Raw genomic sequence first — 25,409 nt, forward strand, 5'->3', positions numbered from 1 at the left:
TCGTCAAGTGAGTAAACGAGACTACTATGACGTGCTTGGAGTCGACAAAGGGGCTACCAAGGACGAAATCAAGAAAAGTTACAGAAAACTTGCCCGCAAGTACCATCCTGACGTAAGTGAGGAACCGGATGCTGCGGATAAGTTCAAAGAAGTAAAAGAAGCTTATGAGGTATTAAGTGATCAGCAAAAACGTGCACAATACGACCAATTTGGTCATGCCGGTGCTCAAGGTCAAGGAGGCTTTGGCGGTTTCGGTGGAGGCGCTGAAGACTTCGGTGGATTCGGCGATATTTTCGATATGTTCTTCGGCGGTGGAGGCGGCAGAAGACGTGATCCAAATGCGCCGCGTAAAGGTGCCGATCTACAATATACGATGACGCTTGGATTTGAAGAAGCCATCTTCGGTAAAGAAACAGATATTGAAATCCCGAAAGAGGAAGAATGTGAAACCTGTGATGGTTCAGGAGCCAAGCCAGGGACTACGCCTGAGACTTGTCCTCATTGTCAGGGAAGCGGTCAGCTGAATGAAGAGCAGAATACACCATTCGGTCGAGTGGTCAACCGCCGGGTATGTCATTATTGCCAGGGGAGCGGCCAGATTGTCAAAGATAAATGTAATACTTGTGGCGGATCCGGTAAAGTGACAAAACGTAAGAAAATCCATGTCAGCATTCCAGCGGGCATTGACGAAGGCATGCAAATCCGGATTGCAGGACAAGGAGAAGCAGGTGCCAACGGAGGACCTGCAGGTGACCTTTTTGTTGTTGTACGTGTCCAGTCACATGAGTTTTTCGAACGTGATGGCGACCATATATTCTGTGAAATGCCTGTTACCTTCGCACAAGCTGCTCTTGGGGACGAACTGGAAGTGCCGACTGTGCATGGTAAAGTAAAACTGAAAGTACCAGCAGGCACACAGACAGGCAAGACATTCCGCCTGAAAGGGAAAGGTACTCCTAATGTTAGAGGACACGGTCATGGAGATCAGCATGTCAAAATCCGTGTTGTGACTCCGCAGAAGCTGACCGAGAGACAGAAAGAGCTGCTCAGGGAGTTTAATGATATAAGCGGTAATGAAGCAACAGAAGAACAACATGGCAACTTTTTTCAAAAAATGAAGCGAGCGTTCAAGGGCGAGTAAGAGGAGAGGCTGGTCAAAATCAGAGACATCTATTTTGATTCAGCCTCTACATATGTGTTGAAGTACCATATATTTAAAACGACTGGAAAAGAGTTGATTGGTATGAAATGGTCAGAAATCTGTATCCATACTACAAATGAAGCGGTGGAACCAGTGTCCAATATTCTCCATGAGGCAGGAGCCAGCGGGGTAGTCATCGAAGATCCACAGGATATGGAGAAAGAACGCCGTACGGGGTTTGGCGAGCTGTATGATTTAGACCCTGAGGATTATCCGACCGAAGGTGTATATGTAAAAGCTTATCTTCCCGTTAACAGTTTTCTAAGTGAAACGATTGATGAAATTAAACAGTCCGTCAATAATTTGGCTGCTTACGATATCCAGCTAGGTAATAATGAAGTTACGCTTTCTGAAGTAGATGAAGAAGATTGGGCGAATGAATGGAAAAAATATTATAAGCCTGTGAAAATTTCAGATAAAGTTACGATTATTCCTACTTGGGAAGATTATCAACCGGTATCCAGTGACGAAGTCATTATTGAAATGGATCCCGGTATGGCGTTTGGTACAGGTACACATCCAACGACCGTACTAAGTATCCAGGCAATCGAACGTTTTATTAAGAAGGGTGATCATGTATTGGATGTTGGCGCGGGTTCAGGTATTCTAAGTGTAGCCTCGGTATTGCTTGGCGCATCGAGCGTGTCTGCGTTTGACCTGGATGACATCGCTGTTAAAAGCACAGAGAATAACGCCAAGTTGAATCGGGTGGACGATCGCATAACCTCACGCCAGAATGATTTATTAAGAGGAGTCGATGAAACTGCAGATTTGATTGTCTCTAATATTCTCGCTGAGATTATTGTCAGCTTCACAGAAGATGCCCATCATCTATTGAAAAAAGGCGGATATTTTATTACCTCGGGAATTATTCAAGGCAAGAAAGAAGACGTAAAGCAGAATTTGAATCAGGCTGGATTTGAAATAATCGAAGTGAACCAAATGGAAGATTGGATTTCTATAATCGCAAAGAAATAGCGGGTAAAGCAGGTGCTTGATATGCAGCGATATTTTGTAGAAGCAGATAATTGGCAGGGCGATAAGGTATTCATCCAGGGGGAAGATGTTCATCATATCGGACGGGTTATGCGTATGCTCCCGAATGATGAAATTATCTGCAATCATCCGAGTGGCAATGCTGCACGCTGTCAAATTGTCAGTGTGGAGAAAGAGGCTGTACACTGCAGGGTGGTAGAATGGCTGGAAGAAAATGTTGAACTTCCTATTGAAATCACCTTAGTCCAATCACTTGGCAAGGGAGATAAGTTAGAAACCGTTGTCCAAAAAGGGACAGAATTAGGTGCTTCCCGATTCATCCCTTATCAAGCAGAACGATCTGTAGTAAAATGGGATAAAAAAAAGGCGGATAAAAAGATTTCACGCCTGGAAAAAATTGCGAAAGAAGCTAGCGAACAATGCCACCGTAACAAGGTGCCGGAAATTGAAGCCCTGCATGGTTTGGACAAACTGCTTCAGACCAGTAAACAGTACACGTGGAAACTGTTTGCTCATGAGGATGAAGCAAAGCGGGATGAATATAAGTCACTGTCGAATCTGGTCGGAAGGATGGAGCCTGGTGAAAGTCTTTTGGCGGTCATTGGTCCGGAAGGTGGTTTTTCCGCATCAGAAGTGCTGAAGCTTTCTGAAGCCGGATTTCATTCGGTACGATTAGGTCCGAGGATTTTGCGGATGGAAACGGCGCCGCTTTATTTGCTAGCGAGTATTTCGTATCATCTTGAAGAATTGAGGTGATGAAAATGCCTACAGTGGCATTTCATACATTAGGGTGTAAAGTAAATCATTATGAGACAGAAGCAGTCTGGCAATTGTTTAAAGACCAGGGCTATGATCGTGTCGATTTCGATCGTGAATCTGATGTCTATGTCATTAATACGTGTACGGTTACGAATACCGGTGATAAGAAAAGCCGGCAGGTCATCCGCAGGGCAATCAGAAAAAATCCGGACGGGGTCATCTGTGTTACAGGCTGTTATGCCCAGACTTCTCCAGGTGAAATCATGGACATACCTGGAGTGGATATTGTAGTAGGGACACAGAACCGGGTGAAAATGCTTGATTATATTGAACAATATAAAAAAGAACGACAGCCAATCAATGGCGTAACAAATATTATGAAGAACCGTGTTTATGAAGAATTGGACGTACCGTACTTTACAGACCGTACACGCGCTTCTTTGAAAATCCAGGAGGGCTGTAACAACTTTTGTACCTTCTGCATCATTCCCTGGGCTCGTGGATTGATGCGATCAAGAAAGCCTGAGGATGTCATTAAACAAGCACAGCAGCTTGTCGATGCGGGCTACAAGGAAATTGTGTTGACAGGGATTCATACAGGCGGTTATGGGGAAGATATGAAAGATTACAACCTCGCTATGCTCCTTAGAGAACTGGATGAGCAGGTGAAAGGGTTGAAACGCATTCGTATTTCCTCCATTGAAGCAAGTCAAATCACTGATGATGTTATCGAAGTGTTGAATGACTCCGATAAGATTGTACGACACCTACACATTCCCTTACAATCCGGCTCGGATACAGTACTAAAACGGATGAGAAGGAAATATACAATGGAATTTTATAAGGAGCGTATCGACCGTATCAAAGAAGCGCTGCCTAACTTGGCAATCACTTCAGATGTCATTGTCGGTTTTCCAGGGGAAACCGAAGAAGAGTTCATGGAAACCTACCAGGCCATTCAGGATATTGGTTACTCCGAACTGCATGTCTTTCCTTTTTCAAAACGGACAGGGACTCCAGCTGCCCGTATGACCGACCAAGTCGATGAGGAAGTGAAAAACGACCGTGTTCACCGGCTTATCGAGTTATCTAACCAACAGGCGAAGGAGTATGCGTCTCGGTTCGAAAATGAAGTGTTGGAGATTATCCCGGAAGAGGAAGACAAAGAAGGTGAGAAAGGTGTATTAATCGGATACACCGATAACTACCTGAAAGTAAAATTCGAAGGTTCTAAAGATTTAATCGGTGAAATAGTGAAAGTTAAAATCACAAAAGCAGGTTATCCTTATAATGAAGGACAGTTTGTACGTGTGATGGATGAACCTGATTTGAATAGTCATGTCACTGCGATTTAAATAGGAAGAAGGCAGCCATGCGAGAAATTCGTATGGCTTTTTTTTATACTTTAAGGAAGTTTAACTTTGTTAAAGGATTAAAGTATAAGAAAATACTAAGGCTTTTGCCATAAGCACTTGGCGACAAGCTGAATTTTTTTAACAGGAAAAGACTAGCATAGAATTTACATTTGCTTCGTGCTATGATGAAGATGTACGGACAACTAATCGAAACGAAGAAAGGGAGAACGTCATGGAAAACTTATCCAAATATATTGATCATACCCAATTAAAGCCTGAAACATCAAAAGAGAAGATAAACCAAGTATGTCAGGAAGCTAAAGAATATGAGTTTGCTTCTGTTTGTGTCAATCCATACTGGGTCAATTACTGTTATGAACAGTTAAAAGAAACTTCTGTCAAGGTATGTACGGTAATAGGTTTCCCTCTCGGAGCAAACACAAAAGAAATAAAAGCTTTCGAAACAAAGCAAGCTATCGAGAATGGTGCTACGGAAGTGGATATGGTCATCAATGTCGGTGCCCTAAAATCAAAAGACTATGACACAGTAAAAGCTGATATCGAAGCTGTTGTAAGAGAAGCAGAAGATAAAGCTCTAGTGAAAGTGATTATTGAAACTTCTTTACTTACTAAAGAAGAAAAAGTCCAAGCTTGTGAGCTGGCTGTTAAAGCTGGAGCTGACTATGTAAAGACTTCTACCGGTTTTTCCGGGGGAGGTGCTTCTGTAGAAGACATTAAATTAATGCGTGCCACTGTAGGACCGGAACTTGGCGTAAAAGCCTCTGGGGGAGTACGTGATTTCGAATCTACAAAAGCAATGATTGATGCTGGTGCAACACGTATTGGAGCGAGCTCTGGGATTCAAATTATCAAAGGCGAGCAAGGAACTTCTGATTACTAAAATTGAAACAATTAAACCAGCCATGCATAAAGCAGGCTGGTTTATTTATTGTGCAAACGAGTAAGCCACTTCTCAAACGGTTTCAAAAATGGATAGAAAAAGAAAATGGTCAAGGTATTGAATAGAACGGCCAAATGAGCTAATTGTCTGCCCGGGTCTGGTGTTAACCATTGCGACACTGTATCTAAAAAGCTGAGAAACGGCAGAAAAAGCATGACACTGATCAGATTGTACCAAATGTGACTGGATGCTACTACTCTGGCCTGTTTATCTAAAGCTACGCCGGCAATCGAGGCAGTAATGCATGTGCCGATATTTGTCCCAAGGATGACAGCGATAGCAGAAGACATAGAAATAGCACCCTGATCAAGTAAGGAAAGTGTTACACCGAACATTGCAGAAGACGATTGAATTAATCCTGATCCGATAATTCCAAAAAAAAGTGCTGATATTGCAGAATCATTAAGTGAAGAAACCCAATCTTCCGCTCCAGGAAGTACCATCATATCAGAAATAGAGCCACCCAAGTTTTCCAATGCAAGAAAGATGACTGCTAGTCCAAAAAGAATAGTACCCCATGCGAATGTCTTCTGGTGCTGAATGATGATCATTAAAACACCGGCTATAAGTAAGGTAGCATAGGGAAGGTGGAGGGATAAACTGAGAATCTCTCCGGTAATCGTCGTACCGAGATTCGCCCCGAGCATGATACCAATAGCCTGTGTCACTTTCATATACTTAGTGGTAACAAGCCCCATTGCTAACACGATGACTACCGAACTGCTTTGAAGCAGCCCTGTTGCTGCAAATCCTGTTAAAATGGCAGTAAAAGGGTTACTTGAAAATTGTTGAATCCATTGCTTGGTCCGATGATAGGAAAGTTGAAATAGGCCGATTTTCAAGCATTGAAGCCCAAATAAAAACATTAATAATAACACGGTTAGTTTTGAAATCAATTCCATCAGCATTTGACCACACCTCATAACACTATATGGACAAGGACAAAGAATAATGTGCAAAAATCCAATGCCCTAATCGCTTAAAATGGTAAGAATGGAATAAATTCAACGAAATAAGTTGACCCAACTTAGGGGTTATAATATAATTATCAAAGGCATGCAAGGTAGAGTTGCATGCAGAGAAGATACTTGCTTTATGCTTCGGAGGGAGGGAAATAGCATGTCAAAAACAACTCGCGTTCGTAAAAACGAGTCTCTTGAAGATGCTCTTCGTCGCTTCAAAAAGAGTGTATCCAAATCTGGAACGCTATCTGAATATCGTAAACGTGAACATTACGAAAAGCCTAGCGTACGCCGTAAGAAAAAGTCTGAGGCCGCTAGAAAGCGTAAGTGGTAAAAGAGGGTGTAGAGAGCTATGTCATTAGTTGAACGTCTCAATGAAGACATGAAACAAGCAATGCGGAATAAGGACAAAGAAAAATTGACTGTCATCCGTATGGTGAAGGCTTCCTTACAAAATGAAGCCATCAAGCTTGGAAGAGGCGAATTATCTGAAGAAGAAGAACTTACTGTTTTATCCCGAGAGGTAAAACAAAGGAAAGATTCCCTCCATGAATTTAAAGAAGCTGGACGCGAAGACCTTGTAGAAAAACTTAATCGTGAAATAGAGATTTTACAAGCATATATGCCGAAACAGCTTTCAGATGAAGAACTTGAACAAGTTGTTCAAGATACGATTACTGAAGTAGGAGCTTCCTCTAAACAAGATATGGGGAAAGTTATGAGTGCTATCATGCCTAAAGTTAAAGGTAAGGCGGATGGTTCACAGGTGAACAAGCTCGTACTTAAACATTTGTCATGATCGTACGTGCATGATAAAAAAATCTCCCTTTAAACAGGGAGATTTTTTTATATATTTTTTTTATTTGAATGAAACTTAAATTCGAGGTAAAACGTATATATACTATGACTGTGTCAGGAAAGGAGTACCTAAATGATACGAATTGCTCGCTATTTAATTTTGATGGTACTGCTGGTGGCCCTATTGACGGTTATTGGTAAGACGGGACATGAGATAAATGCAGAAGACGGAAAAGGGAAGCTTGTCTATATCATTCCTGTTGAGAATACGGTTGAAAGAGGGATGGAAGCATTTTTAAAGCGAGCCATTACTGAAGCTAAGGAAGCTGGAGCAGACCATGTTATCTTTGAAATCGCTACTCCTGGCGGCAGGGTTGATTCAGCTAATGCCATCGGAGAGTTATTCCAGGATTTAAAAATCCCCAATACTGCTTTCGTTACCACTCAGGCCCTGTCAGCTGGCTCCTACATAGCCCTTAATTCGGATCAGATATACATGAAGCCCTCCGCAACGATGGGGGCTTCGGGAGTGATTACCTCAGATGGGAAGGCAGCGGATAAAAAAGCTCAATCTGCCTGGATTGCTGCAATGACTGCAGCAGCCGAGTCCAATGGCAGGGACCCGATTTACGCAGAAGCAATGGCGAACCCATCAGTAGACCTCCCAGAGTATAACGCTCCAGAAGGGGAATTTCTTACATTGGGACCACGTGCAGCCGTAGAGGTAGGCTATGCGGAAGATGTAGTCAGCCACCGTACAGAACTGCTTAGCGAACTAGGGGTCTCAAAGGCGGAAATAGTGGAAACGGAACCTTCTTTAGCCGAAAACATCGCCAGCTTCTTGACCAATCCGGTGGTTGTTCCGATTCTCCTCTCGGTTGCAAGTCTGGGATTGATTGTTGAATTATACTCTCCTGGATTTGGAATACCTGGTACAATGGGCCTGCTCTCTCTGGTATTATTTTTCTATGGGCATATCATCGCCGGGCTTGCAGGATATGAGGCGATCATCCTGCTTGTACTGGGAATCATACTAGTGGTTGCTGAATTCTTTTTACCTGGAGGTATAGCAGGTATAGCAGGAGCAGTAGCTATCGTGTCCTCACTGATGTTGTCTGGGGCGGATACAGGCCATATGGCTATGAGTATCGGCATTGCAATCCTGGTAGCGATAATCGCATCGGTGATCCTATTCAAATACCTTGGATTGGAGAGGGGTTTTTTCCGGCACATCATACTTCAGGAAGCTACGACCTCGGACAAAGGATTTGTTTCCTCTGTCAGCCGGTTAGAATTAATCGGTTTAGAAGGAGAAACGTTGACACCGCTTCGTCCTTCCGGCACTGCAGTGTTTGACGATGAAAGGTTGGATGTCGTTTCGGAAGGGAGGTTTTTACAGGCAGGGCAGCCAGTAAAGATTATTAAAACAGAAGGTTCCCGCATTGTGGTGCGTGAATTAAATAAGGATAACTAAGGAGGAAAAAAGATGACATTAAATGAATTAATGCCAATCATAATTATTGGTCTCATCATCATTGTGCTTGCTATCTTATTCACTTTCATTCCAGTTATGCTCTGGATCAGTGCATTGGCGGCGGGCGTTCGAATCAGCATTTTCACACTTGTAGGAATGCGTTTAAGAAGGGTCATTCCATCTCGTGTAATTAACCCATTGATCAAGGCTCATAAAGCAGGTGTGAATGTAGACACAAACCAATTAGAGAGTCACTATTTAGCTGGGGGAAACGTAGACCGTGTGGTCAATGCCTTGATTGCCGCACAACGTGCTAACATTGAACTGAGCTTTGAACGATGTGCCGCTATTGATTTAGCAGGCCGTGATGTATTAGAAGCTGTACAAATGAGCGTCAATCCGAAAGTAATTGAAACGCCATTCATTGCTGGTGTGGCAATGGATGGTATCGAAGTAAAAGCCAAGGCCCGTATTACCGTCCGGGCCAACATTGACCGTTTGGTCGGTGGTGCCGGTGAAGATACGGTCATCGCACGTGTAGGCGAAGGAATCGTATCAACGATCGGTAGCTCCGAAAATCATAACAAAGTCCTGGAAAACCCGGATCGTATTTCTCAAAATGTGCTATCAAAAGGTCTGGATGCCGGTACTGCATTTGAAATATTATCCATTGATATTGCTGACATCGATATTGGTAAAAACATCGGAGCGATCCTTCAGACAGACCAGGCGGAAGCAGATAAGAATATCGCACAGGCGAAAGCGGAAGAGCGTCGCGCCATGGCTATTGCGCAAGAACAGGAAATGCGTGCCAGAGTACAAGAAATGCAGGCTAAAGTTGTTGAGGCAGAAGCTGAAGTACCTCAGGCGCTTGCTGAGGCATTGCGATCCGGGAAGATGGGTGTCATGGACTACATGAATTACCGTAACATCAATGCGGATACAGACATGCGTGATACGTTAGGCAAACTTTCTAAAGAAGACCATGGAGAAGACGAAGAGAAATAATCATCTTCGTGGTATAAGGAGGATGAGTCCATGGGAAACTTCATTGATTTCATACTGAATAATATCTTCCTTGTAGCTGTTTTTATTGGAGGTATTATCAGCTGGTTAAATCGCATGAACGGAGAACAAGAGGAGGAGCGTCCTAAACGGCAGCCCTCCCCGCCTAACCGTACTCCTTCAGGGCCAGTACGGCCAAAAACCGAGCAAGTAGAACGAGACGAGCAAAGACCAGGTAAGGCTGCTGTTGAAAGCAAGATGGAACGATATTATCAAGAGAAACAAAAGCATATCAAGGATATCTCAGATCGGAATATTGGTGATAAGCAAGGAACAGGTTCCTTCACGTATGAAACACCAAATCAGAACATACATGATGCATTACCCGATCAAATGGAAAGAACTAAGCCAAGACAGTATGGTAAGAACGAAACTGCTCCTTCCCTTTCTATAAAGAGTAACTTGAATCGAAAGAAAATTGCTGAAAGTGTGATGATGGCGGAGATTTTAGGCCCGCCTCGGGCTCACAAGCCACACCGGACATTCTCAAGACGAAATAATTATTAACAAGAACGCACGGATTGTAGTGATACAATCCGTGCGTTTTTCGTATATATAGAGGAGGGGGAGGTCGTTACATGAAAAAGTGGCAACAACAGATCCGTGGCTGGATGGCCAACTACTTGGAACTTCCTTCTGATGTTATGTTGGATTTGCCAAGGGTCACTACAATAGGAGACTTTCATGTATATATTGAAAACCACCAGGGTTTAGTACATTTTTCAGAGAAGGAAATCAGGCTAAAGTCAAGAAAAGGTTATATACGTCTGGTTGGTGAGGGGTTTGTATTAAAGATGATGTTGTCGGAAGAGATTCTAGTCGAAGGTAAAATGCATTCGATCCTCTTTATGGATCAGTAACCAGCCCGTTCGAAGGAGGACCTCTTATGAAGCCCTTACAAGGAAAATTCATAAAAGGATACGTCACATTGATTATCCAAGGTACATATCCTGAGCAATTCATAAATCTATGTGCAAAGGAAGGGGTGGTCATTTGGAATGCAAAAAAGCTATCTGACCACCAGCTTCAAGCTAATATCTACCTTGCTGACTTACCCGAGGTCAAACGAATCAGAAAGCGGACAAGGTATAAAGTACGCTTGAAACGTGGACAAGGACTCCCGTATATATGTCAAAGCTTTCTTGCTCAAAAACCATTATGGTTTGCTGTGATATTGACAGCGCTCCTGCTTGTGTTTGTATCCAATTTGGTTTGGTCTGTGCATATTGAAGGGCTGCCTAAAGAATTAGAGAAGAAAGTTGAAAAACAATTGCAGGATTATGGTGTCCAACCTGGGGCGATATCGTTTCGATTAGAAGATAATGGTACGATACAGCAAAAACTGCTGAATGATGTTCCCGAGTTGTTATGGATCGGTGTGGAAAAGAAGGGGACAGCCTATATCTTTCAGGGTGTCGAAAAAACATTAGTAGAAAAAGAAAATGCGATGCAGCCTGCTCATCTAGTAGCCGCAAAGAAAGGGATGATCCATTATATATATATCGCTAAAGGAAAACCGATGGTAGAAGTTAATGATTTCGTGGAAAAAGGTGAATTATTAGCTTCTGCCCAGCTGGATGAAAACGATGAGAAGCTTATCCGTGCGGAAGGTGAAGTAATCGCAGAAACCTGGTATCGAGTCGAAGTATCGGCGAGTCAAACAGAAAAGATACAAACTGCTACAGGGGATTTTGAAAACAAATACCATATCAACATAGCTGGTTTTGAATTCCCTGTATGGGGATGGGGTAAAATAGACTATAAGGTCAAGAAGAAAGAAGAAGATTATCACCAACTAAGCCTTTTTTCGAAGTCACTTCCGTTCTATTGGAAAAAAACCACCTTCTTTGAATTGAATCAATTACAGCATAAGCGCTCAGAAGCAGAAGCTGCAGCGATAGCAATAGAGCAAGGGAAAAGGGACCTATTAAAAAAAATACCAGAGGGTTCAAAAATTTTGGAAGAAAATATTTTGCACCAAAGTGTTGACAATGGTAAAGTAAAATTAATTCTATTTGTGAAAGTACATGAAGATATTGCTGAGATAAAGAATGTGAATCAAGGAGATTGAGTATGCAGGAAGACTTAAAAACGATTGATATACAACTTGATAATCCATCTGAAGCATTAGCTTTATTTGGTACGGAAGATAGAAACCTGAAACAAATCGAAGAGCAGCTGCAAGTTTCCATCATATCCCGTGGAGAGCATGTCAGCGCTTCTGGTCAAGGAGATAAGGCCAGGCTTGTAGAAGAAATACTGCTTTCTTTGCTGGCTTTAATTCGTAAAGGCCTGACAATAACAGAACGAGATGTCGTATATGCTGTCGAATTAGCCAAAAAAGGTAAGATCAATCAGTTCGAGGCTTTATTTGAAGATGAAATCACCCGGAACGCTAAAGGTAAGTCCATCCGTGTCAAAACTTTGGGACAACGCGGATATGTGTCAGCTATCCGTAATAATGACTTAGTGTTTGGCATTGGCCCGGCAGGTACCGGTAAAACTTATTTGGCGGTTGTCATGGCCGTAAATGCTTTGAAAAACGGGCAAGTGAAACGGATCATCCTGACTCGCCCTGCTGTGGAAGCTGGAGAAAGTCTTGGCTTTTTACCAGGTGATTTAAAAGAGAAGGTTGATCCATACCTTCGTCCACTTTATGATTCTCTTCATGATGTGTTAGGAGCCGAACATACCGCGCGTCTGATCGAACGGGGCACCATCGAAATTGCTCCTCTCGCGTATATGCGGGGAAGAACATTGGATGATGCTTTTGCCATATTGGATGAAGCCCAAAATACAACTCCTGAGCAAATGAAAATGTTCTTGACCCGACTTGGTTTTGGCTCCAAAATGGTCATTACTGGTGATATCACTCAAGTGGACTTGCCGAAGGGTGTCAGATCCGGTCTGCGTGAGGCCGAGCTGCGCTTAAAGGATATTAAGGGTTCGTCGTTCATCCATCTTGATCAAACGGATGTCATTCGTCATCCATTAGTGCAACGGATAATAGACGCATATGAAAAAGATAAAAGCGAAGAAAAATAAGACCCGGTTCAAAGGGTCTTATTTTTAAATGATTGGCTAGATCCCAGCGCTTTTATTGGGCTGCATTCCTTTAAAAGAAAACAGGTTAGGGAAATGACGATGTTTAAGTGTTTTTACCAAGGGTAGACGGGAATGGTTTCCATCTTACAAACATTTCAAGAGAGGTTTAATCCACATACCAAAGCGGAACATATTAAGGAACAAACCGATAAGAACAAATCAATCGGACAAACTATGCGGTAAGAGATGAAAAAGCTCATCAAGGAGGCTGGCCCAGTGATACAAATCGATTTCCATGACGAGACAAATACGGTAGATGAAGGTTATATCGACATGATTCAGCGGTTATTGAAGTTTGCTGCTGAAAAAGAAGAGGTACAAAATGAAGCGGAAATATCTGTCAATTTTGTAGATGATAAAGAAATACAAATTTTGAACCGGAATTACCGGCAGAAGGATACACCTACTGATGTCATTTCGTTTGCTATGCAAGAAGAAGGCGAAGGAGAGGTCCGGGTTATCGGGGAAGAAATACCGGTAGTACTTGGGGACATCGTGATTTCTGTTGATAGAGCAAAAGAGCAGGCGGAAGAATATCAGCACTCACTAGAACGGGAATTAGGCTTTTTAGCTCTTCATGGTTTTCTTCATTTATTAGGATATGATCATTTGGAGGAAGTAGATGAGAAAAAAATGTTCCAAAGACAAGAGGATATTTTAAATGACTTCGGATTGGAACGGAAATAAAAAACGAGGAATCGGGTTTCGGTATGCATGGCGTGGGTTAATGATAGTTGCAAAGACAGAAAGAAATATTAAGTTCCACATAACAGCAGCCGTAATTGTGTTGATATTATCATGGCTATTGCATCTTTCACCAGTAGAATGGACAGTTATATTGCTGACTATAGCGTTAGTTTTGACGCTGGAGATGGTAAATACAAGTATCGAAAAAGCAATGGATCATTTAGCCCCTGACGTCCATCCAGCTGTAGGTGCCGTTAAAGACATCGCAGCTGGTGCAGTTCTGGTGGCTGCATTTATATCTGTCATTATTGGCTTGATTATTTTCCTTCCAAAAATGATGGCTTTTTTATAGACAGGTTGCCATTTTATTAGAACTGCTTCAAAGCAGGGTAAAAAGATTGAAAGCTTTTGTCGAGTACATGAAATTGCAATTTTTCTATAGTAGAATAGTAAATACACACAGACCTCATTCACAAACGGAGGATACCACATGGACAATACATTCAAATCAGGGTTTATTGCAATCATAGGTCGCCCTAATGTAGGGAAATCGACTTTTATGAACCGGGTAATAGGACAGAAGATTGCTATCATGAGCGATAAACCTCAAACGACAAGAAATAAAATTCAAGGTGTCTGGACAGAAGATGACGCTCAAATTGTGTTTATTGATACACCTGGAATTCATAAGCCGAAACATAAACTAGGGGATTTCATGGTGAAAGTTGCCGAGCAATCCTTAAATGAAGTGGACGCTATCATGTTTATGATCAATGCGGAAGAAGGTTACGGCCGCGGTGATCAATTCATTATTGATCGACTTGAAAAAGTAGATAAACCTGTGTTTCTCATCATCAATAAAATTGATAAGGTCCACCCTGATGATTTGCTTCCATTGATCGACCAGTATAGGGGAATGTATGATTTTGAAGAAATTATCCCTATTTCAGCTTTAGAAGGGAATAACGTCAGCCACTTATTAGAAGTGTTCAAAGCCCAGCTTCCAGAAGGACCACAATATTATCCGGAAGATCAAATCACTGACCACCCTGAGAGATTCATCATCAGTGAAATGATACGGGAAAAAGCACTACATTTGACGAGAGAAGAAATCCCTCATTCTATTGCGGTAGTCATTGATGGAATCGAACATCGGGAGCAATCAGCAACCGTATATATCCAAGCTACTATTATCATTGAACGCCCCTCTCAAAAAGGAATCATAATTGGTAAACAAGGCAAGATGCTCAAAGAAATCGGGCAGCGCGCCAGAGAGGATATCGAGGCATTGTTAGGCACGAAAGTTTTTCTTGATTTGTGGGTGAAGGTTCAAAAAGATTGGCGAAATCGTCAGCTTCAGTTGAATGAGTATGGCTATCGGGACGATGAATATTAATTCATGGTAAATTTTAATATTCATGCTTTCAGCTGCTTGTAACATCCTAAGAATGTCATGTTATTTTGTTTGAATAACTAACTTGAAAGGCGGTGTTTCTTGTGCTTGACTTACCATGGAAAGTTTTCAGTCAAACAGGAAACATAGAAACCTACTTACTCATGAAAGAGATGGAAAAACAAGCACCTCAGGAAGAGGAATCACAGGAACAAGAGACGGTTTCTGGACATGAGACCAATTTGTAGAACCAGAAAAGGTGAAAGCTTTGCTTGAAAAAATTGAAGGAATTGTGCTCCGAACAAAAGACTATGGCGAAACACATAAAATTGTAACAATCTTTTCACGGGAAAAAGGAAAATTCGCTGTCATGGCCAAAGGCGCAAAAAAGCCAAAAAGCCGGATGAGTTCCATCACCCAACCGTTTATTCACGGCCATTATTTGGTACAAACAGGGCGAAACCTTGGTTCTCTTAGCCAGGGAGAAGTAATTTCCTCGCTAAGAGGAGTTCGTGAAGATATTATCAAAACAGCTTATGCTGCTTATGTAGCAGAAATGACAGATAAAATGTTGGAAGAAAAACAGCCAGATCCATTTTTATTTCAACAATTCCTTCAAACATTGATTTGGCTAACCGAAGACAAAGATCCGGAAATTCTAACATTGATGTATGAACTGAAGTTATATAAGAAAGCAGGGTTCGCTCCTCAACTGGATGCCTGTGTGAATTGCGGCAATGAAAATGGCCCCTTCTCCTTTTCTATAAAAGAAGGGGGCTTTTTATGTTTCCGTTGCAATCATTTGGATCCAGATGCTTATGGTTTGTCTGAAAATATGGCTAAGTTGCTTCGGTTATTTCTCCATATGGATGCCGCTCGCCTTGGAAATATATCAATAAAAGAAGAAAACAAAAAGAAATTAAGGCAGTTGATGGACGCTTACTATGACTATTACGGTGGATATTTCATTAAATCAAAAAAGTTTCTAAAACAGCTGGACCTTTTCAGACCGGAAGATTGACAAATCATCAAACTTTCAAGTATGATGCTAATACCAATTAAACTTGTGCGTAGAAGGAAAGTAGTACCTATTCCCCTCGACTGAAGCGAACCTGTGATAGTGGGAGACAGGTGTTGAAGAAATAGGGAAGGCATTCCGGAGCAGCTTTTTTAAAGCGGCTTTCTTAATAGAAAGCAAATAGGGTGGAACCGCGGGAAAACCTCGTCCCTATGTCATGAAAGTGGCATAGGGACGAGGTTTTTTTATGGAATAAATTCAATACTTTCAATCGTGGAGGGAAGATAACATGAATATTCAAAATATGATACTGACACTACAAAAACATTGGTCGGATCAAGGCTGTTTATTGATGCAAGCTTATGATGTAGAGAAGGGTGCCGGAACCATGTCACCTATGACGTTGCTCCGCAGTCTTGGACCGGAGCCTTGGAATGTAGCTTATGTGGAACCTTCAAGAAGGCCGGCAGACGGAAGATATGGGGAAAACCCTAACCGTCTCTATCAGCACCATCAATTCCAGGTGATTATGAAGCCGTCGCCTGACAATATTCAGGAATTATACTTAGAATCATTGAAAGCATTAGGGATTGATCCATTGAAGCATGATATCCGGTTTGTGGAAGATAACTGGGAGAACCCTACTCTGGGTGCCGCGGGATTAGGCTGGGAAGTATGGCTCGACGGGATGGAGATTACCCAATTCACATACTTCCAGCAGATTGGTGGGCTTGAAGCGAAGCCGGTGTCTGCAGAAATCACTTACGGGCTGGAGCGTTTAGCCTCTTATATCCAGGATAAAGAAAATGTTTTTGAACTGGAATGGACCGATGGTGTCACGGTAGGAGATATCTTCTCTCAGCCTGAATATGAGCATTCTAAATATACATTTGAATCCTCTGACACCGATATGCTGTTTGATTTATTCAGTATCTATGAAAAAGAAGCTGGCCGTGCGATGGAGCTTGGACTTGTATTTCCTGCGTATGATTATGTATTGAAATGTTCTCACACCTTCAATTTACTTGATGCCAAGGGTGTAATTTCAGTAACAGAACGGACTGGCTATATATCCCGAGTCAGAAATTTAGCCCGAAAAATTGCAAAAACCTACGTAGAAGAACGGGAAAGTTTAGGGTTCCCAATGCTGAAAGATAAGGAGGAAGCGTCCAATGAGTAAAACAGTTTTATTTGAAATCGGATTAGAAGAACTTCCAGCACGATTTATCGATGATGCCCTTGTACAGTTAGAAGATAAAACGAAACAATGGCTGGATGATTTGCGTCTTCCTTACGAAACCATTGCTACAATGGCTACACCACGCCGCTTGACCGTTAAAATTGAAGGTCTGGAAGAAAAACAGCCAGATATCGAAGAAGTAGCAAAAGGTCCAGCAAAAAAAATCGCCCTGGACGAAGAGGGGAATTGGACGAAGGCTGCTATCGGGTTTACAAAAGGGCAAGGTAAAAACGTCGAAGACATTTATTTCAAAGATATCAAGGGAACGGAATATGTTCATATCAACAAGTTCATTGAAGGGGAAGCGACAAAAAATCTGATTGATCAATTCAAAGATGTCATCCTGTCCCTGAACTTTCCTAAAAACATGCGGTGGGGAGACAAGCAGCTTCGATATGCCCGCCCGATTCGTTGGCTCGTTGCCCTTTATGGTGACGAAATAATACCGTTTTCCATTGAAGGTTTACGAACAGGCAATACTACGTTCGGACATCGCTTTTTAGGAAAGCAGGTTGCCATTGATGATGCAGAGAACTATGAAAAAATTATGAAAGATCAGTATGTCATAGCCGACGTCATACTTCGTAAAGAAATGATTGAGGCCCAAATTGAAAAGTTAGCTCAAGATAAAGAATGGAAAATCCTTGTGGATGAAGAGTTATTGAACGAGGTTACACACCTTGTAGAATATCCGACCGTTTTTTACGGGGCTTACAGTGAGGACTTTCTCGTTGTTCCGGAAGAGGCATTAATCACTTCCATGAAAGAACACCAGCGTTATTTCCCTGTCCGCTCCCAGGAAGGGGAGCTGCTTCCTTATTTTGTAGCAGTCAGAAACGGGGACGAAAACCATTTGGATAATGTTGCCCGAGGTAATGAAAAGGTATTGAATGCTAGGCTGGCCGATGCTCGTTTCTTTTATGACGAGGATCAGAAGACTTCCATCGAGCAGAGTCTGGAAAAGTTATCGCGAATGGTCTTCCAGGAAGACTTAGGTACAATTGCAGATAAGGTGAAGCGTACAGTGAAACTGGCAGATGCTGTCAGTGATCATTTACAACTGGATAAAGCTTCAAAGCAGCAAGTAACCCGTACAGCAGAAATATGTAAATTTGATTTGGTCACCCATATGGTGGATGAGTTTCCAGAACTCCAGGGAATCATGGGCGAGAAGTATGCCAGGATCTTCGGAGAAGATGATGCTGTCGCCCAGGCTATTAATGAACATTATATGCCACGTCAAGCTAACGGAACCCTGCCTGAAACAGTTGCTGGGACAATCGTAAGTATAGCAGATAAGCTGGATACAATTGTTGGTTGTTTTTCTATCGGGATCATTCCATCTGGCTCACAAGATCCCTATGGACTAAGAAGATCGGCAATCGGCATTCTTCAGATGCTCGACAAACAAGCGTGGAATATCCGTCTGGAAACTTTAGTAAACACAGCGCTTAGCATGTATGTCAGTCTCGGTTTGCCGAACCGGTCAGAAGAAGAAGTGGCCGAGGATCTAAGAGAATTCTTCCATATTAGAACAAGTTATCTATTGTGGGAAGAAGGCGTAGCACCTGATATAGTCGAAGCGGTGTTGGCGAACGGAATTCAGCATGTGCCATTCACAAAGGAAAAAGCAAAGCTGTTGGCATCAAAACGTAATGACGAAAACTTCAAATCAACTCACGAAGCCTTAGGTCGTGTCTTGAATTTGGCAAAAAAGACAAATGCAGAAGAAGTAGACAAGAATCTCTTTGAAAATGAAACGGAACAAGTCTTATTTGATAAGTACCAAAGAATTACTCCAGTTTATGAGGATGCGTTGAGTAAACACGATACTGTCAAGGCCTTGGAAACGTTGGGTACACTTGCAGAGCCAATCCACGCCTTTTTTGACCATACCATGGTCATGGTGGAGGATGAACGATTGAAAGAAAACCGCTTAGGTTTATTGAACCTGATAGCGAAAGAAGTATATGCCTTTGCAGATTTGAATGCGGTCCAATGGAAACAGCAGTATTAAGCCTCCTTCTTTTACCCGATTATAAAAATGAGCTATAATAATTAAATAGTATGTCACAGTTAGTGATCAGGGTGGTGAAAGTATGGAACTTTCCAGCAGACAAGAACAGATTATCGAAATCGTGAAAGAGAATGGACCGATAACAGGTGAAAATATAGCAGATCAATTGCAATTAACGAGAGCTACACTAAGACCGGATCTCGCTATTTTAACAATGGCCGGATTTTTGGATGCACGTCCAAGAGTAGGTTATTTTTTCACAGGAAAAACCGGTTCAGAATTATTGACGGAGAAGCTGAAAAAATTTAAGGTGCAGGAATACCAGTCCATTCCGATTGTTGTAGAAGAAGATGTATCTGTTTATGATGCTATCTGTACCATGTTCCTTGAGGATGTCGGCACGTTGTTTGTCGTCGATAATAAATCCTTGCTATTAGGAGTTTTATCTCGAAAAGATTTATTGCGAGCAAGTATAGGAAACCAGGATTTGAACTCTATTCCTGTCCATATCATCATGACGCGGATGCCGAATATAACGGTGTGCAGAAAAGATGACTTATTACTAGACGCTGCACAAAAGCTGATTGATAAGCAGATTGATGGATTGCCGATAGTTAAAGATGTTGACGAAGGATTGGAAGTGACAGGACGAATTACAAAAACAAATATGACGAAAGCATTAGTTGAACTAGGGCGTGACGAACATTTATAAGCATTCCGCTCTGACTAATAGGAGGGATTGGGATGGAGAAGCCATTGATATTTGTAATTTCTGATTCTGTGGGTGAAACAGCAGAATTGGTTGTAAAAGCAGCACTAAGTCAGTTTGATGACGGTCCTTATGAAATTCAGCGGATTCCTTATGTTGAAGATGAAGGAACAATAAATGAAGCGGTACTGCAAGCAAAAGGAAAGAATGCGATGATAGGTTTTACGCTGGTGATTCCTGAACTAAGAGAGCACCTTTTGAAAAAAGCTAAAGAATACGAATTAGAATGTATCGATATCATGGGGCCGATGATGGACAGCATGCAACGTTTCTTCAAAACAAAACCACGGATGGAGCCCGGACTGGTTCATAAGCTTGACGAGGATTATTTCAAAAGAGTGGAAGCAATCGAATTTGCTGTTCGGTATGATGATGGCAGAGATCCAAGAGGCATTTCCCGTGCGGACATCGTTCTCATTGGAGTATCACGCACATCGAAAACTCCATTGTCACAGTATCTGGCTCATAAAAGGCTGAAGGTGGCGAATGTGCCGATTGTTCCGGAAGTCGAGCCTCCTGAAGAGTTGTTTCACGTAGACAAGAAAAAGTGTATCGGATTGAAGATCAGTCCTGAAAAACTGAACGACATCCGCAAGGAACGCTTGAAAGCTTTAGGGTTAGGAGACCAGGCGAGTTATGCCAATATGGAAAGAATCAAACAAGAGCTGAATCATTTTAATGAAGTTGTAGATCGTATCGGCTGTGATGTGATTGATGTTTCCCATAAAGCCGTAGAAGAAACTGCAAATGTCATTATGAACAAATTAAGGAATGAACGGTAATCGTGGTAATAACCAAAGAATAATCGCGCCAAGTATGTAGAGGGCGCGATTTTTCCGTGAAAAGATAAAAAAAGTAAAAAAAACGAAAAAAAACTATAGCAATTACCAAAAGTATGTATTATAATATGTTTTTGTGTAAAAATGTATGGTAGCTAAACTATCGTTATTATAGAAACAATTCTGAAAAATAAAACATTGATGAAATGGGAGGATTTTGCGAGCCACTGTAGAATCTATGATAATGTTGCAAAATAGACCTGCTTTATATGTTGATGCTGATAGCTGTCCTGTCAAAGAGGAGATAGATCGAGTTTGCCTAAAACACGCTATCGTTCCTCAATATGTTGCTACTATAAACCATTATAGTCCTAATTCGGAATACGGTGACTGGAAGATCATCGACGACGCCGATCAGGCTGTTGATCTTTTTATCCTTAACAGGGTGAAAAGAGGGGATATAGTGATAACTCAAGATTTGTCATTTGCTGTGTTGTTGACCTCAAGAGGTGTTTATGCAATAACCCCGCGAGGTAAACTGATTGAAGAGGCGGATGCAGATGAAATCATGTTACGGAAACATTTAAGACAGAAGACTCAAAAGAGGGGTAATCGTATTAAAGGACCACCACCTCTACTTGAGCAGGACCGCCTGAACTTTCAGGATAAGCTGGATGATTTTTTGTCGAAACATGAAGGTATTCTTTAATGAATATCGAATAATTCATAAATACGGTGATAGTGATGGCTGGACATATTCCAGAAGAAACCATAGATGAAATACGAAAATCCAATGATATCGTTGATGTCGTTGGTGAATATGTACAACTGAAGAAGCAGGGAAGGAATTATTTTGGGCTATGTCCCTTTCATGGGGAAAACACCCCATCTTTTTCTGTTTCTCCAGATAAACAAATTTTCCACTGTTTCGGATGTGGGAAAGGCGGCAATGCTATCACATTCTTGATGGAGCTTGAAGGTTATGAATTTCTACAAGCTGTCAAACACCTCGCTGATAAGGTTGGTTATCAACTTCCTGACGAGGTGACAATTAATCAAGAAGTGGCTTCACCCAGAAACGAGGAAGCTCAAAAAATTCTCGAAGCGCATCAATGGTTGAGTAAACTTTACCATCACCTGTTGAAACATACGAAAGAAGGTAAAGAAGGACTTGAGTACCTGCTGAACAGAGGATTTACAGAGGAGATGATTGATCATTTCCATTTGGGTTATGCGCCGAATTCAAAAGACTTTGTCGTTCGTTTTCTTGAAAAAAAAGGGTATCATCCTCAATTAATGGTGAAAGCTGGTTTATTAAGTTCGAATGAATCAGGTGACTACAGTGATCGTTTCAGAGGTCGTGTTATTTTTCCAATACGCAATCATTTAGGAAAGACAGTTGCTTTTGGCGGTCGAGCTATTCACGACCAGGAACCTAAGTATCTTAACAGCCCTGAAACAGAGCTTTTTCATAAAGGAAGACTGCTATACAACTTTGACTTGGCAAGAAGCGCTATCCGCAAACAAGGGGCCATCATACTGTTTGAAGGGTACGTAGACGTTATCTCTGCTTTTCAGGCAGGTGTTCATAATGGGGTGGGTACGTTAGGTACTTCCATTACTGAACATCAGGCAAACTTGATTCGAAGATATGTGGAACAAGCTATCATTTGTTACGATGGTGATCGGCCGGGGATAGAGGCATCTCTGAAAGCTGCCCGATTACTAAGAAAAGCCGGCTGTACCGTTAAACTTGCCCGTCTTCCGGATGGAATGGATCCGGATGATTATATAAAAGTTAACGGGGCTGAAAAATTCCAAAGAGAAGTTCTTGGAGCAAGCGATACCTATTTAGCCTTTATCATGAGACATCTCAGGAAAGAATATAATCTTAATTTAGAAGGGGATCGCATTGCTTATGTAGAAAGAGTAGTTAAGGAAGTTGCCACGCTTGATCATGCAATTGAGAGGGAACACTACCTGAAGGAACTTGCCAATGAGTTTGAATTGTCCTTAGATACGCTTAAACAGGAAGTATCAGAGCACCGCAGAAGAAGCGGAATCCCTGCTAAAGAGGCACAAAGAACAAGACAATCCAATGTCCGTTCTGAACGCATCATGGAAAACAGACTGTTGCCTGCTTTCCATAATGCAGAAAGGGCACTGATTGCATATATGTTAAAAAACCCCCAGGTCGCTGATAAAGTACAGGCTGAATTAGGGGGTGGGTTCAATATCAGTGAACATCAGGTTATTGTCACCTATCTTTATGCATATTTTGAAGAAGGCAATGAACCGGATGTTAGTCATTTTGTTGAAAGATTATCTGAACCCGATTTAAAAAATTTAGTGATTAAGCTTGCGATGATGCCTGTTCATAGTGAAATTTCCGAACGGGAAATCAATGATTACATTCGTTTGATACGCGCGGAACAAAGTGACAAAATGGATATCAAATCATTGGAAGAAGAACAAAAACAGGCAGAGCAGCAAAATGATCCGATCAAGGCAGCTGAAATTGCCATGAAAATAATACAGATGAGAAGACAGCTGAGAAGTTCGCAGTAAAAGATTTGTGATTTGTTGGAAGGAGGGGGACTTATGGCAGATAAGCCATTACGTTCTAAAGAAGCTGAAAGTGAACTTACGCTGGACCAGGCAAAAGAACAATTGCTCGAAATTGGGAAAAAGCGTGGAGTTTTAGCATACGAAGAAGTTGCAGAACGTCTATCCAGTTTTGAACTGGAGTCTGAACAAATGGACGAATTTTATGAGTACCTGAATGAACAGGGTGTTGAAGTGATCGGGAACTCCGAAGAGGATCCGAACATGCAGCAGTTAAACAAAGAAGAAGAATTCGACCTGAACGATTTAAGCGTACCTCCTGGTGTCAAAATCAATGACCCGGTTCGTATGTATTTGAAAGAAATTGGGCGAGTAAATCTTTTGGCAGCAAAAGATGAAATTGATCTTGCGCAACGTATTGAAGAAGGCGACGAAGAGGCTAAACGTGAACTGGCAGAAGCTAACTTACGTCTAGTGGTAAGTATCGCTAAACGTTATGTCGGCAGAGGTATGTTGTTCCTCGACTTGATTCAGGAAGGTAATATGGGTCTAATCAAAGCCGTTGAAAAATTTGATTACCGTAAAGGGTACAAATTCAGCACCTATGCGACATGGTGGATCAGACAGGCGATCACACGAGCGATTGCTGACCAGGCTCGTACGATTCGTATTCCCGTACACATGGTCGAAACAATCAATAAATTGATACGCGTACAGCGTCAGCTGCTGCAAGACTTTGGGCGTGAACCTACTCCGGAAGAAATCGGAGAAGAAATGGAGCTCTCCCCTGACAAAGTAAGAGAGATATTGAAAATAGCGCAGGAGCCAGTCTCATTAGAAACACCAATTGGGGAAGAGGATGATTCCCATCTTGGCGATTTCATTGAAGATCAGGAAGCAACCTCTCCTTCTGATCATGCAGCTTATGAGCTATTGAAAGAACAATTAGAAGATGTACTCGATACGTTGACAGATCGGGAAGAAAACGTTCTTCGCCTCCGGTTCGGTTTAGATGACGGACGTACACGTACCCTCGAAGAGGTAGGGAAAGTGTTTGGCGTCACCCGCGAACGTATTCGTCAGATTGAAGCTAAAGCTTTAAGAAAACTGCGTCACCCTAGTAGAAGTAAACGATTGAAAGATTTCTTAGAATAGAATGTGACTCTTATGACCAGGAGCTAACCATTTTGTTCCTGGTCTATTTTACTGTTAATGGTACGCTGGGGTGGTTATGATAAACAAAAATCGCACAGAAATCATCATTCAAGAAATCCAGTATTGGAAAATTAATCGCTTGCTGCCTGAATCTTATTGTGATTATTTGCTTGCTCTTTATACGAAAGGCAATGGAGTTAAAAATCCTATATCTTTTTGGGAACGGATGATTTTTTATTTAAGATTGGCAGTAATAACTTTGTTGTTTCCAATCTCATTTCTTGTCATTTATTTTACTGAAACGGCTTTCATAATGCAAACAGTCATTTTGTCGATATTTGTAATTGGCACTGGTTTAAGCGCAGTATTCCTACATAATAAACAGTCGATTGATTTTTACATTACTTCAATAGTTCATTTGTTATTGTTATTACTATGGAATCTTCATTTGTTATCCCTCTGGCAGACTGCAGTTTGGGCAGTGGTTTCCGTTGTAGTTATTCACTGTTTTTTCTGGTATTGGCTGGGGAAGCGATGGGAGTTCCGTTTATTGAAATTTACAGGCTTTCTAGGCTCAGTTTTTGCCCTTTTAATCATGTTTTTAAACTTTTAGTTGGATAGCTCTTTCCTAAAGAAGATTTTTCAAGTAAAATAAATATAGTTTGTATTTTAGAGAAAGATATATATGGGACTACATAAGGAGGAAATGAACACATGAAAAGAAATCCAGTTATCCCATTCGCAATTATTGCTGTTATAGGGATCTTAACAATGTTCATCATTTCTTGGGTCGGGGTCGGCCAAAATGAAGCAATTAAGAATGAAGGGGAAAATGGAGGGGAAAAGCAGGAAGAGGCAAGCGCTAAACCTGAAGATATTTTCCAAAACAACTGTGCCAGCTGTCATGGGGCTGATCTATCTGGTGGAAATGGTCCATCATTGAAAACGGTAGGCAGCAAGTATTCTAAAGAAGAGATAGAAGAAATTATCAAAAATGGTAAAGGACAAGCTATGCCGGCAGGTCTTATCCCAGCTGAGGAAGCTTCGGTTGTGGCGGAATGGCTGGCAGAAAAGAAATAACGCATAAAAAGAAAGCTTTCTGGAAAATTC

Annotated in this window: 28 protein-coding genes and 1 other annotated feature; of the genes, 27 read left to right on the plus strand and 1 reads right to left on the minus strand. The window is 41.7% G+C overall.

The genetic code is table 11. The features are described 5' to 3' along the window. The first annotated feature begins 7 nt into the window (after positions 1-7). The 5 genes from dnaJ (at position 8) to deoC (ending at position 5,212) form a co-directional block, all read left to right on the plus strand. Positions 8-1,141, plus strand: coding sequence for a molecular chaperone DnaJ (gene dnaJ / locus BLV00_RS13710; protein WP_093045544.1), 1,134 nt, complete (start codon positions 8-10; stop codon positions 1,139-1,141). Between the two features lie 102 nt (positions 1,142-1,243). Further along, positions 1,244-2,179 carry a 50S ribosomal protein L11 methyltransferase gene (prmA, locus tag BLV00_RS13715; RefSeq protein WP_093045545.1) on the plus strand — a complete coding sequence of 312 codons (936 nt, stop codon included), beginning with the start codon at positions 1,244-1,246 and terminating at the stop codon, positions 2,177-2,179. Between the two features lie 21 nt (positions 2,180-2,200). Continuing rightward, positions 2,201-2,953: a 16S rRNA (uracil(1498)-N(3))-methyltransferase gene (locus tag BLV00_RS13720; RefSeq protein WP_093045546.1), complete on the plus strand. Its 753-nt coding sequence runs from the start codon at positions 2,201-2,203 to the stop codon at positions 2,951-2,953. 5 nt (positions 2,954-2,958) lie between these two features. After that, on the plus strand, positions 2,959-4,311 hold the full coding sequence (gene mtaB, locus BLV00_RS13725) for a tRNA (N(6)-L-threonylcarbamoyladenosine(37)-C(2))-methylthiotransferase MtaB (protein ID WP_093045600.1): 1,353 nt from the start codon (positions 2,959-2,961) through the stop codon (positions 4,309-4,311). Between the two features lie 232 nt (positions 4,312-4,543). Next, on the plus strand, positions 4,544-5,212 hold the full coding sequence (deoC, locus tag BLV00_RS13730) for a deoxyribose-phosphate aldolase (RefSeq protein WP_093045547.1): 669 nt from the start codon (positions 4,544-4,546) through the stop codon (positions 5,210-5,212). Positions 5,213-5,253: 41 nt separating this feature from the next. Here the strand turns inward: deoC and BLV00_RS13735 are convergent, their stop codons facing one another. Next, a complete protein-coding gene (locus BLV00_RS13735; protein WP_176791553.1) occupies positions 5,254-6,180 on the minus strand; it encodes a Na/Pi symporter in 927 nt (308 codons plus the stop codon). Between the two features lie 211 nt (positions 6,181-6,391). On the opposite strand from BLV00_RS13735, the gene rpsU reads away from it, so the two are divergent. The 22 genes from rpsU (at position 6,392) to cccA (ending at position 25,379) form a co-directional block, all read left to right on the plus strand. Further along, complete coding sequence (gene rpsU / locus BLV00_RS13740) at positions 6,392-6,568, plus strand: 30S ribosomal protein S21 (protein ID WP_028783259.1); 177 nt, start codon at positions 6,392-6,394, stop codon at positions 6,566-6,568. An 18-nt stretch (positions 6,569-6,586) separates the two neighbouring features. After that, a complete protein-coding gene (locus BLV00_RS13745) occupies positions 6,587-7,033 on the plus strand; it encodes a GatB/YqeY domain-containing protein (protein WP_093045549.1) in 447 nt (148 codons plus the stop codon). Positions 7,034-7,165: 132 nt separating this feature from the next. Next, positions 7,166-8,506 carry an NfeD family protein gene (locus BLV00_RS13750; protein ID WP_093045550.1) on the plus strand — a complete coding sequence of 447 codons (1,341 nt, stop codon included), beginning with the start codon at positions 7,166-7,168 and terminating at the stop codon, positions 8,504-8,506. Positions 8,507-8,518: 12 nt separating this feature from the next. Beyond that, entirely contained in the window at positions 8,519-9,514 is a 996-nt protein-coding gene (gene floA / locus BLV00_RS13755) for a flotillin-like protein FloA (protein ID WP_093045551.1), read from the plus strand. A 30-nt stretch (positions 9,515-9,544) separates the two neighbouring features. Further along, the gene (locus BLV00_RS13760) at positions 9,545-10,078 is read left to right on the plus strand and encodes a hypothetical protein (RefSeq protein WP_093045552.1); all 534 of its coding nucleotides are present in this window, start codon (positions 9,545-9,547) and stop codon (positions 10,076-10,078) included. Positions 10,079-10,149: 71 nt separating this feature from the next. Further along, positions 10,150-10,431 carry a sporulation protein YqfC gene (gene yqfC, locus BLV00_RS13765; RefSeq protein ID WP_093045553.1) on the plus strand — a complete coding sequence of 94 codons (282 nt, stop codon included), beginning with the start codon at positions 10,150-10,152 and terminating at the stop codon, positions 10,429-10,431. Positions 10,432-10,457: 26 nt separating this feature from the next. After that, positions 10,458-11,642 (plus strand): sporulation protein YqfD, encoded by a 1,185-nt coding sequence (gene yqfD / locus BLV00_RS13770; protein WP_093045554.1) that lies wholly within the window; start codon positions 10,458-10,460, stop codon positions 11,640-11,642. 2 nt (positions 11,643-11,644) lie between these two features. Then, on the plus strand, positions 11,645-12,616 hold the full coding sequence (locus tag BLV00_RS13775; RefSeq protein WP_093045555.1) for a PhoH family protein: 972 nt from the start codon (positions 11,645-11,647) through the stop codon (positions 12,614-12,616). A 279-nt stretch (positions 12,617-12,895) separates the two neighbouring features. Further along, a complete protein-coding gene (ybeY, locus tag BLV00_RS13780; protein WP_093045601.1) occupies positions 12,896-13,363 on the plus strand; it encodes an rRNA maturation RNase YbeY in 468 nt (155 codons plus the stop codon). Beyond that, positions 13,338-13,715, plus strand: coding sequence for a diacylglycerol kinase family protein (locus BLV00_RS13785; protein ID WP_093045556.1), 378 nt, complete (start codon positions 13,338-13,340; stop codon positions 13,713-13,715). Before ybeY ends, BLV00_RS13785 begins: the two co-directional genes overlap by 26 nt. A gap of 138 nt (positions 13,716-13,853) precedes the next feature. Continuing rightward, on the plus strand, positions 13,854-14,759 hold the full coding sequence (era, locus tag BLV00_RS13790) for a GTPase Era (RefSeq protein ID WP_093045557.1): 906 nt from the start codon (positions 13,854-13,856) through the stop codon (positions 14,757-14,759). Positions 14,760-14,860: 101 nt separating this feature from the next. After that, complete coding sequence (locus tag BLV00_RS13795; RefSeq protein ID WP_093045558.1) at positions 14,861-15,004, plus strand: YqzL family protein; 144 nt, start codon at positions 14,861-14,863, stop codon at positions 15,002-15,004. 20 nt (positions 15,005-15,024) lie between these two features. Further along, entirely contained in the window at positions 15,025-15,777 is a 753-nt protein-coding gene (gene recO / locus BLV00_RS13800; RefSeq protein WP_093045559.1) for a DNA repair protein RecO, read from the plus strand. Positions 15,778-15,818: 41 nt separating this feature from the next. Further along, positions 15,819-15,989: a binding site (T-box leader), on the plus strand. 74 nt (positions 15,990-16,063) lie between these two features. Then, positions 16,064-16,954 carry a glycine--tRNA ligase subunit alpha gene (glyQ, locus tag BLV00_RS13805; RefSeq protein WP_093045560.1) on the plus strand — a complete coding sequence of 297 codons (891 nt, stop codon included), beginning with the start codon at positions 16,064-16,066 and terminating at the stop codon, positions 16,952-16,954. Further along, positions 16,947-19,031, plus strand: a complete 2,085-nt coding sequence (glyS, locus tag BLV00_RS13810) for a glycine--tRNA ligase subunit beta (protein WP_093045561.1) — start codon at positions 16,947-16,949, stop codon at positions 19,029-19,031. Before glyQ ends, glyS begins: the two co-directional genes overlap by 8 nt. An 82-nt stretch (positions 19,032-19,113) precedes the next feature. Then, positions 19,114-19,743 carry a transcriptional regulator CcpN gene (gene ccpN, locus BLV00_RS13815; protein ID WP_028783245.1) on the plus strand — a complete coding sequence of 210 codons (630 nt, stop codon included), beginning with the start codon at positions 19,114-19,116 and terminating at the stop codon, positions 19,741-19,743. A gap of 32 nt (positions 19,744-19,775) precedes the next feature. Next, entirely contained in the window at positions 19,776-20,582 is an 807-nt protein-coding gene (locus BLV00_RS13820) for a pyruvate, water dikinase regulatory protein (protein WP_093045562.1), read from the plus strand. A 241-nt stretch (positions 20,583-20,823) separates the two neighbouring features. Continuing rightward, entirely contained in the window at positions 20,824-21,288 is a 465-nt protein-coding gene (locus BLV00_RS13825) for a YaiI/YqxD family protein (protein WP_245728975.1), read from the plus strand. A gap of 35 nt (positions 21,289-21,323) precedes the next feature. Then, positions 21,324-23,147 carry a DNA primase gene (gene dnaG, locus BLV00_RS13830; RefSeq protein WP_093045564.1) on the plus strand — a complete coding sequence of 608 codons (1,824 nt, stop codon included), beginning with the start codon at positions 21,324-21,326 and terminating at the stop codon, positions 23,145-23,147. Positions 23,148-23,180: 33 nt separating this feature from the next. Continuing rightward, positions 23,181-24,299 carry an RNA polymerase sigma factor RpoD gene (gene rpoD / locus BLV00_RS13835; protein WP_093045565.1) on the plus strand — a complete coding sequence of 373 codons (1,119 nt, stop codon included), beginning with the start codon at positions 23,181-23,183 and terminating at the stop codon, positions 24,297-24,299. Positions 24,300-24,375: 76 nt separating this feature from the next. Further along, positions 24,376-24,912, plus strand: a complete 537-nt coding sequence (locus BLV00_RS13840) for a hypothetical protein (RefSeq protein ID WP_093045566.1) — start codon at positions 24,376-24,378, stop codon at positions 24,910-24,912. A gap of 101 nt (positions 24,913-25,013) precedes the next feature. Then, positions 25,014-25,379: a cytochrome c550 gene (gene cccA / locus BLV00_RS13845; RefSeq protein WP_093045567.1), complete on the plus strand. Its 366-nt coding sequence runs from the start codon at positions 25,014-25,016 to the stop codon at positions 25,377-25,379. Positions 25,380-25,409: the final 30 nt, after the last annotated feature.

This window comes from Thalassobacillus cyri, from assembly GCF_900107755.1.
GTDB classification, from domain to species: domain Bacteria; phylum Bacillota; class Bacilli; order Bacillales; family Halobacillaceae; genus Thalassobacillus; species Thalassobacillus cyri.

Excerpts from the sequence above, each read along its gene's own strand:
- rpoD (WP_093045565.1), top strand. The coding sequence starts at position 23,181 with ATGGCAGATAAGCCATTACGTTCTAAAGAAGCTGAAAGTGAACTTACG.
- yqfD (WP_093045554.1), top strand. The coding sequence starts at position 10,458 with ATGAAGCCCTTACAAGGAAAATTCATAAAAGGATACGTCACATTGATT.
- BLV00_RS13785 (WP_093045556.1), top strand. The coding sequence starts at position 13,338 with ATGACTTCGGATTGGAACGGAAATAAAAAACGAGGAATCGGGTTTCGG.
- deoC (WP_093045547.1), top strand. The coding sequence starts at position 4,544 with ATGGAAAACTTATCCAAATATATTGATCATACCCAATTAAAGCCTGAA.
- BLV00_RS13820 (WP_093045562.1), top strand. The coding sequence starts at position 19,776 with ATGGAGAAGCCATTGATATTTGTAATTTCTGATTCTGTGGGTGAAACA.
- cccA (WP_093045567.1), top strand. The coding sequence starts at position 25,014 with ATGAAAAGAAATCCAGTTATCCCATTCGCAATTATTGCTGTTATAGGG.
- dnaG (WP_093045564.1), top strand. The coding sequence starts at position 21,324 with ATGGCTGGACATATTCCAGAAGAAACCATAGATGAAATACGAAAATCC.
- glyQ (WP_093045560.1), top strand. The coding sequence starts at position 16,064 with ATGAATATTCAAAATATGATACTGACACTACAAAAACATTGGTCGGAT.
- floA (WP_093045551.1), top strand. The coding sequence starts at position 8,519 with ATGACATTAAATGAATTAATGCCAATCATAATTATTGGTCTCATCATC.
- BLV00_RS13825 (WP_245728975.1), top strand. The coding sequence starts at position 20,824 with ATGTTGCAAAATAGACCTGCTTTATATGTTGATGCTGATAGCTGTCCT.
- rpsU (WP_028783259.1), top strand. The coding sequence starts at position 6,392 with ATGTCAAAAACAACTCGCGTTCGTAAAAACGAGTCTCTTGAAGATGCT.
- glyS (WP_093045561.1), top strand. The coding sequence starts at position 16,947 with ATGAGTAAAACAGTTTTATTTGAAATCGGATTAGAAGAACTTCCAGCA.
- era (WP_093045557.1), top strand. The coding sequence starts at position 13,854 with ATGGACAATACATTCAAATCAGGGTTTATTGCAATCATAGGTCGCCCT.
- BLV00_RS13760 (WP_093045552.1), top strand. The coding sequence starts at position 9,545 with ATGGGAAACTTCATTGATTTCATACTGAATAATATCTTCCTTGTAGCT.
- BLV00_RS13720 (WP_093045546.1), top strand. The coding sequence starts at position 2,201 with ATGCAGCGATATTTTGTAGAAGCAGATAATTGGCAGGGCGATAAGGTA.
- prmA (WP_093045545.1), top strand. The coding sequence starts at position 1,244 with ATGAAATGGTCAGAAATCTGTATCCATACTACAAATGAAGCGGTGGAA.
- BLV00_RS13745 (WP_093045549.1), top strand. The coding sequence starts at position 6,587 with ATGTCATTAGTTGAACGTCTCAATGAAGACATGAAACAAGCAATGCGG.
- BLV00_RS13750 (WP_093045550.1), top strand. The coding sequence starts at position 7,166 with ATGATACGAATTGCTCGCTATTTAATTTTGATGGTACTGCTGGTGGCC.
- mtaB (WP_093045600.1), top strand. The coding sequence starts at position 2,959 with ATGCCTACAGTGGCATTTCATACATTAGGGTGTAAAGTAAATCATTAT.
- BLV00_RS13775 (WP_093045555.1), top strand. The coding sequence starts at position 11,645 with ATGCAGGAAGACTTAAAAACGATTGATATACAACTTGATAATCCATCT.
- BLV00_RS13840 (WP_093045566.1), top strand. The coding sequence starts at position 24,376 with ATGATAAACAAAAATCGCACAGAAATCATCATTCAAGAAATCCAGTAT.
- yqfC (WP_093045553.1), top strand. The coding sequence starts at position 10,150 with ATGAAAAAGTGGCAACAACAGATCCGTGGCTGGATGGCCAACTACTTG.
- BLV00_RS13735 (WP_176791553.1), bottom strand. The coding sequence starts at position 6,180 with ATGCTGATGGAATTGATTTCAAAACTAACCGTGTTATTATTAATGTTT.
- ccpN (WP_028783245.1), top strand. The coding sequence starts at position 19,114 with ATGGAACTTTCCAGCAGACAAGAACAGATTATCGAAATCGTGAAAGAG.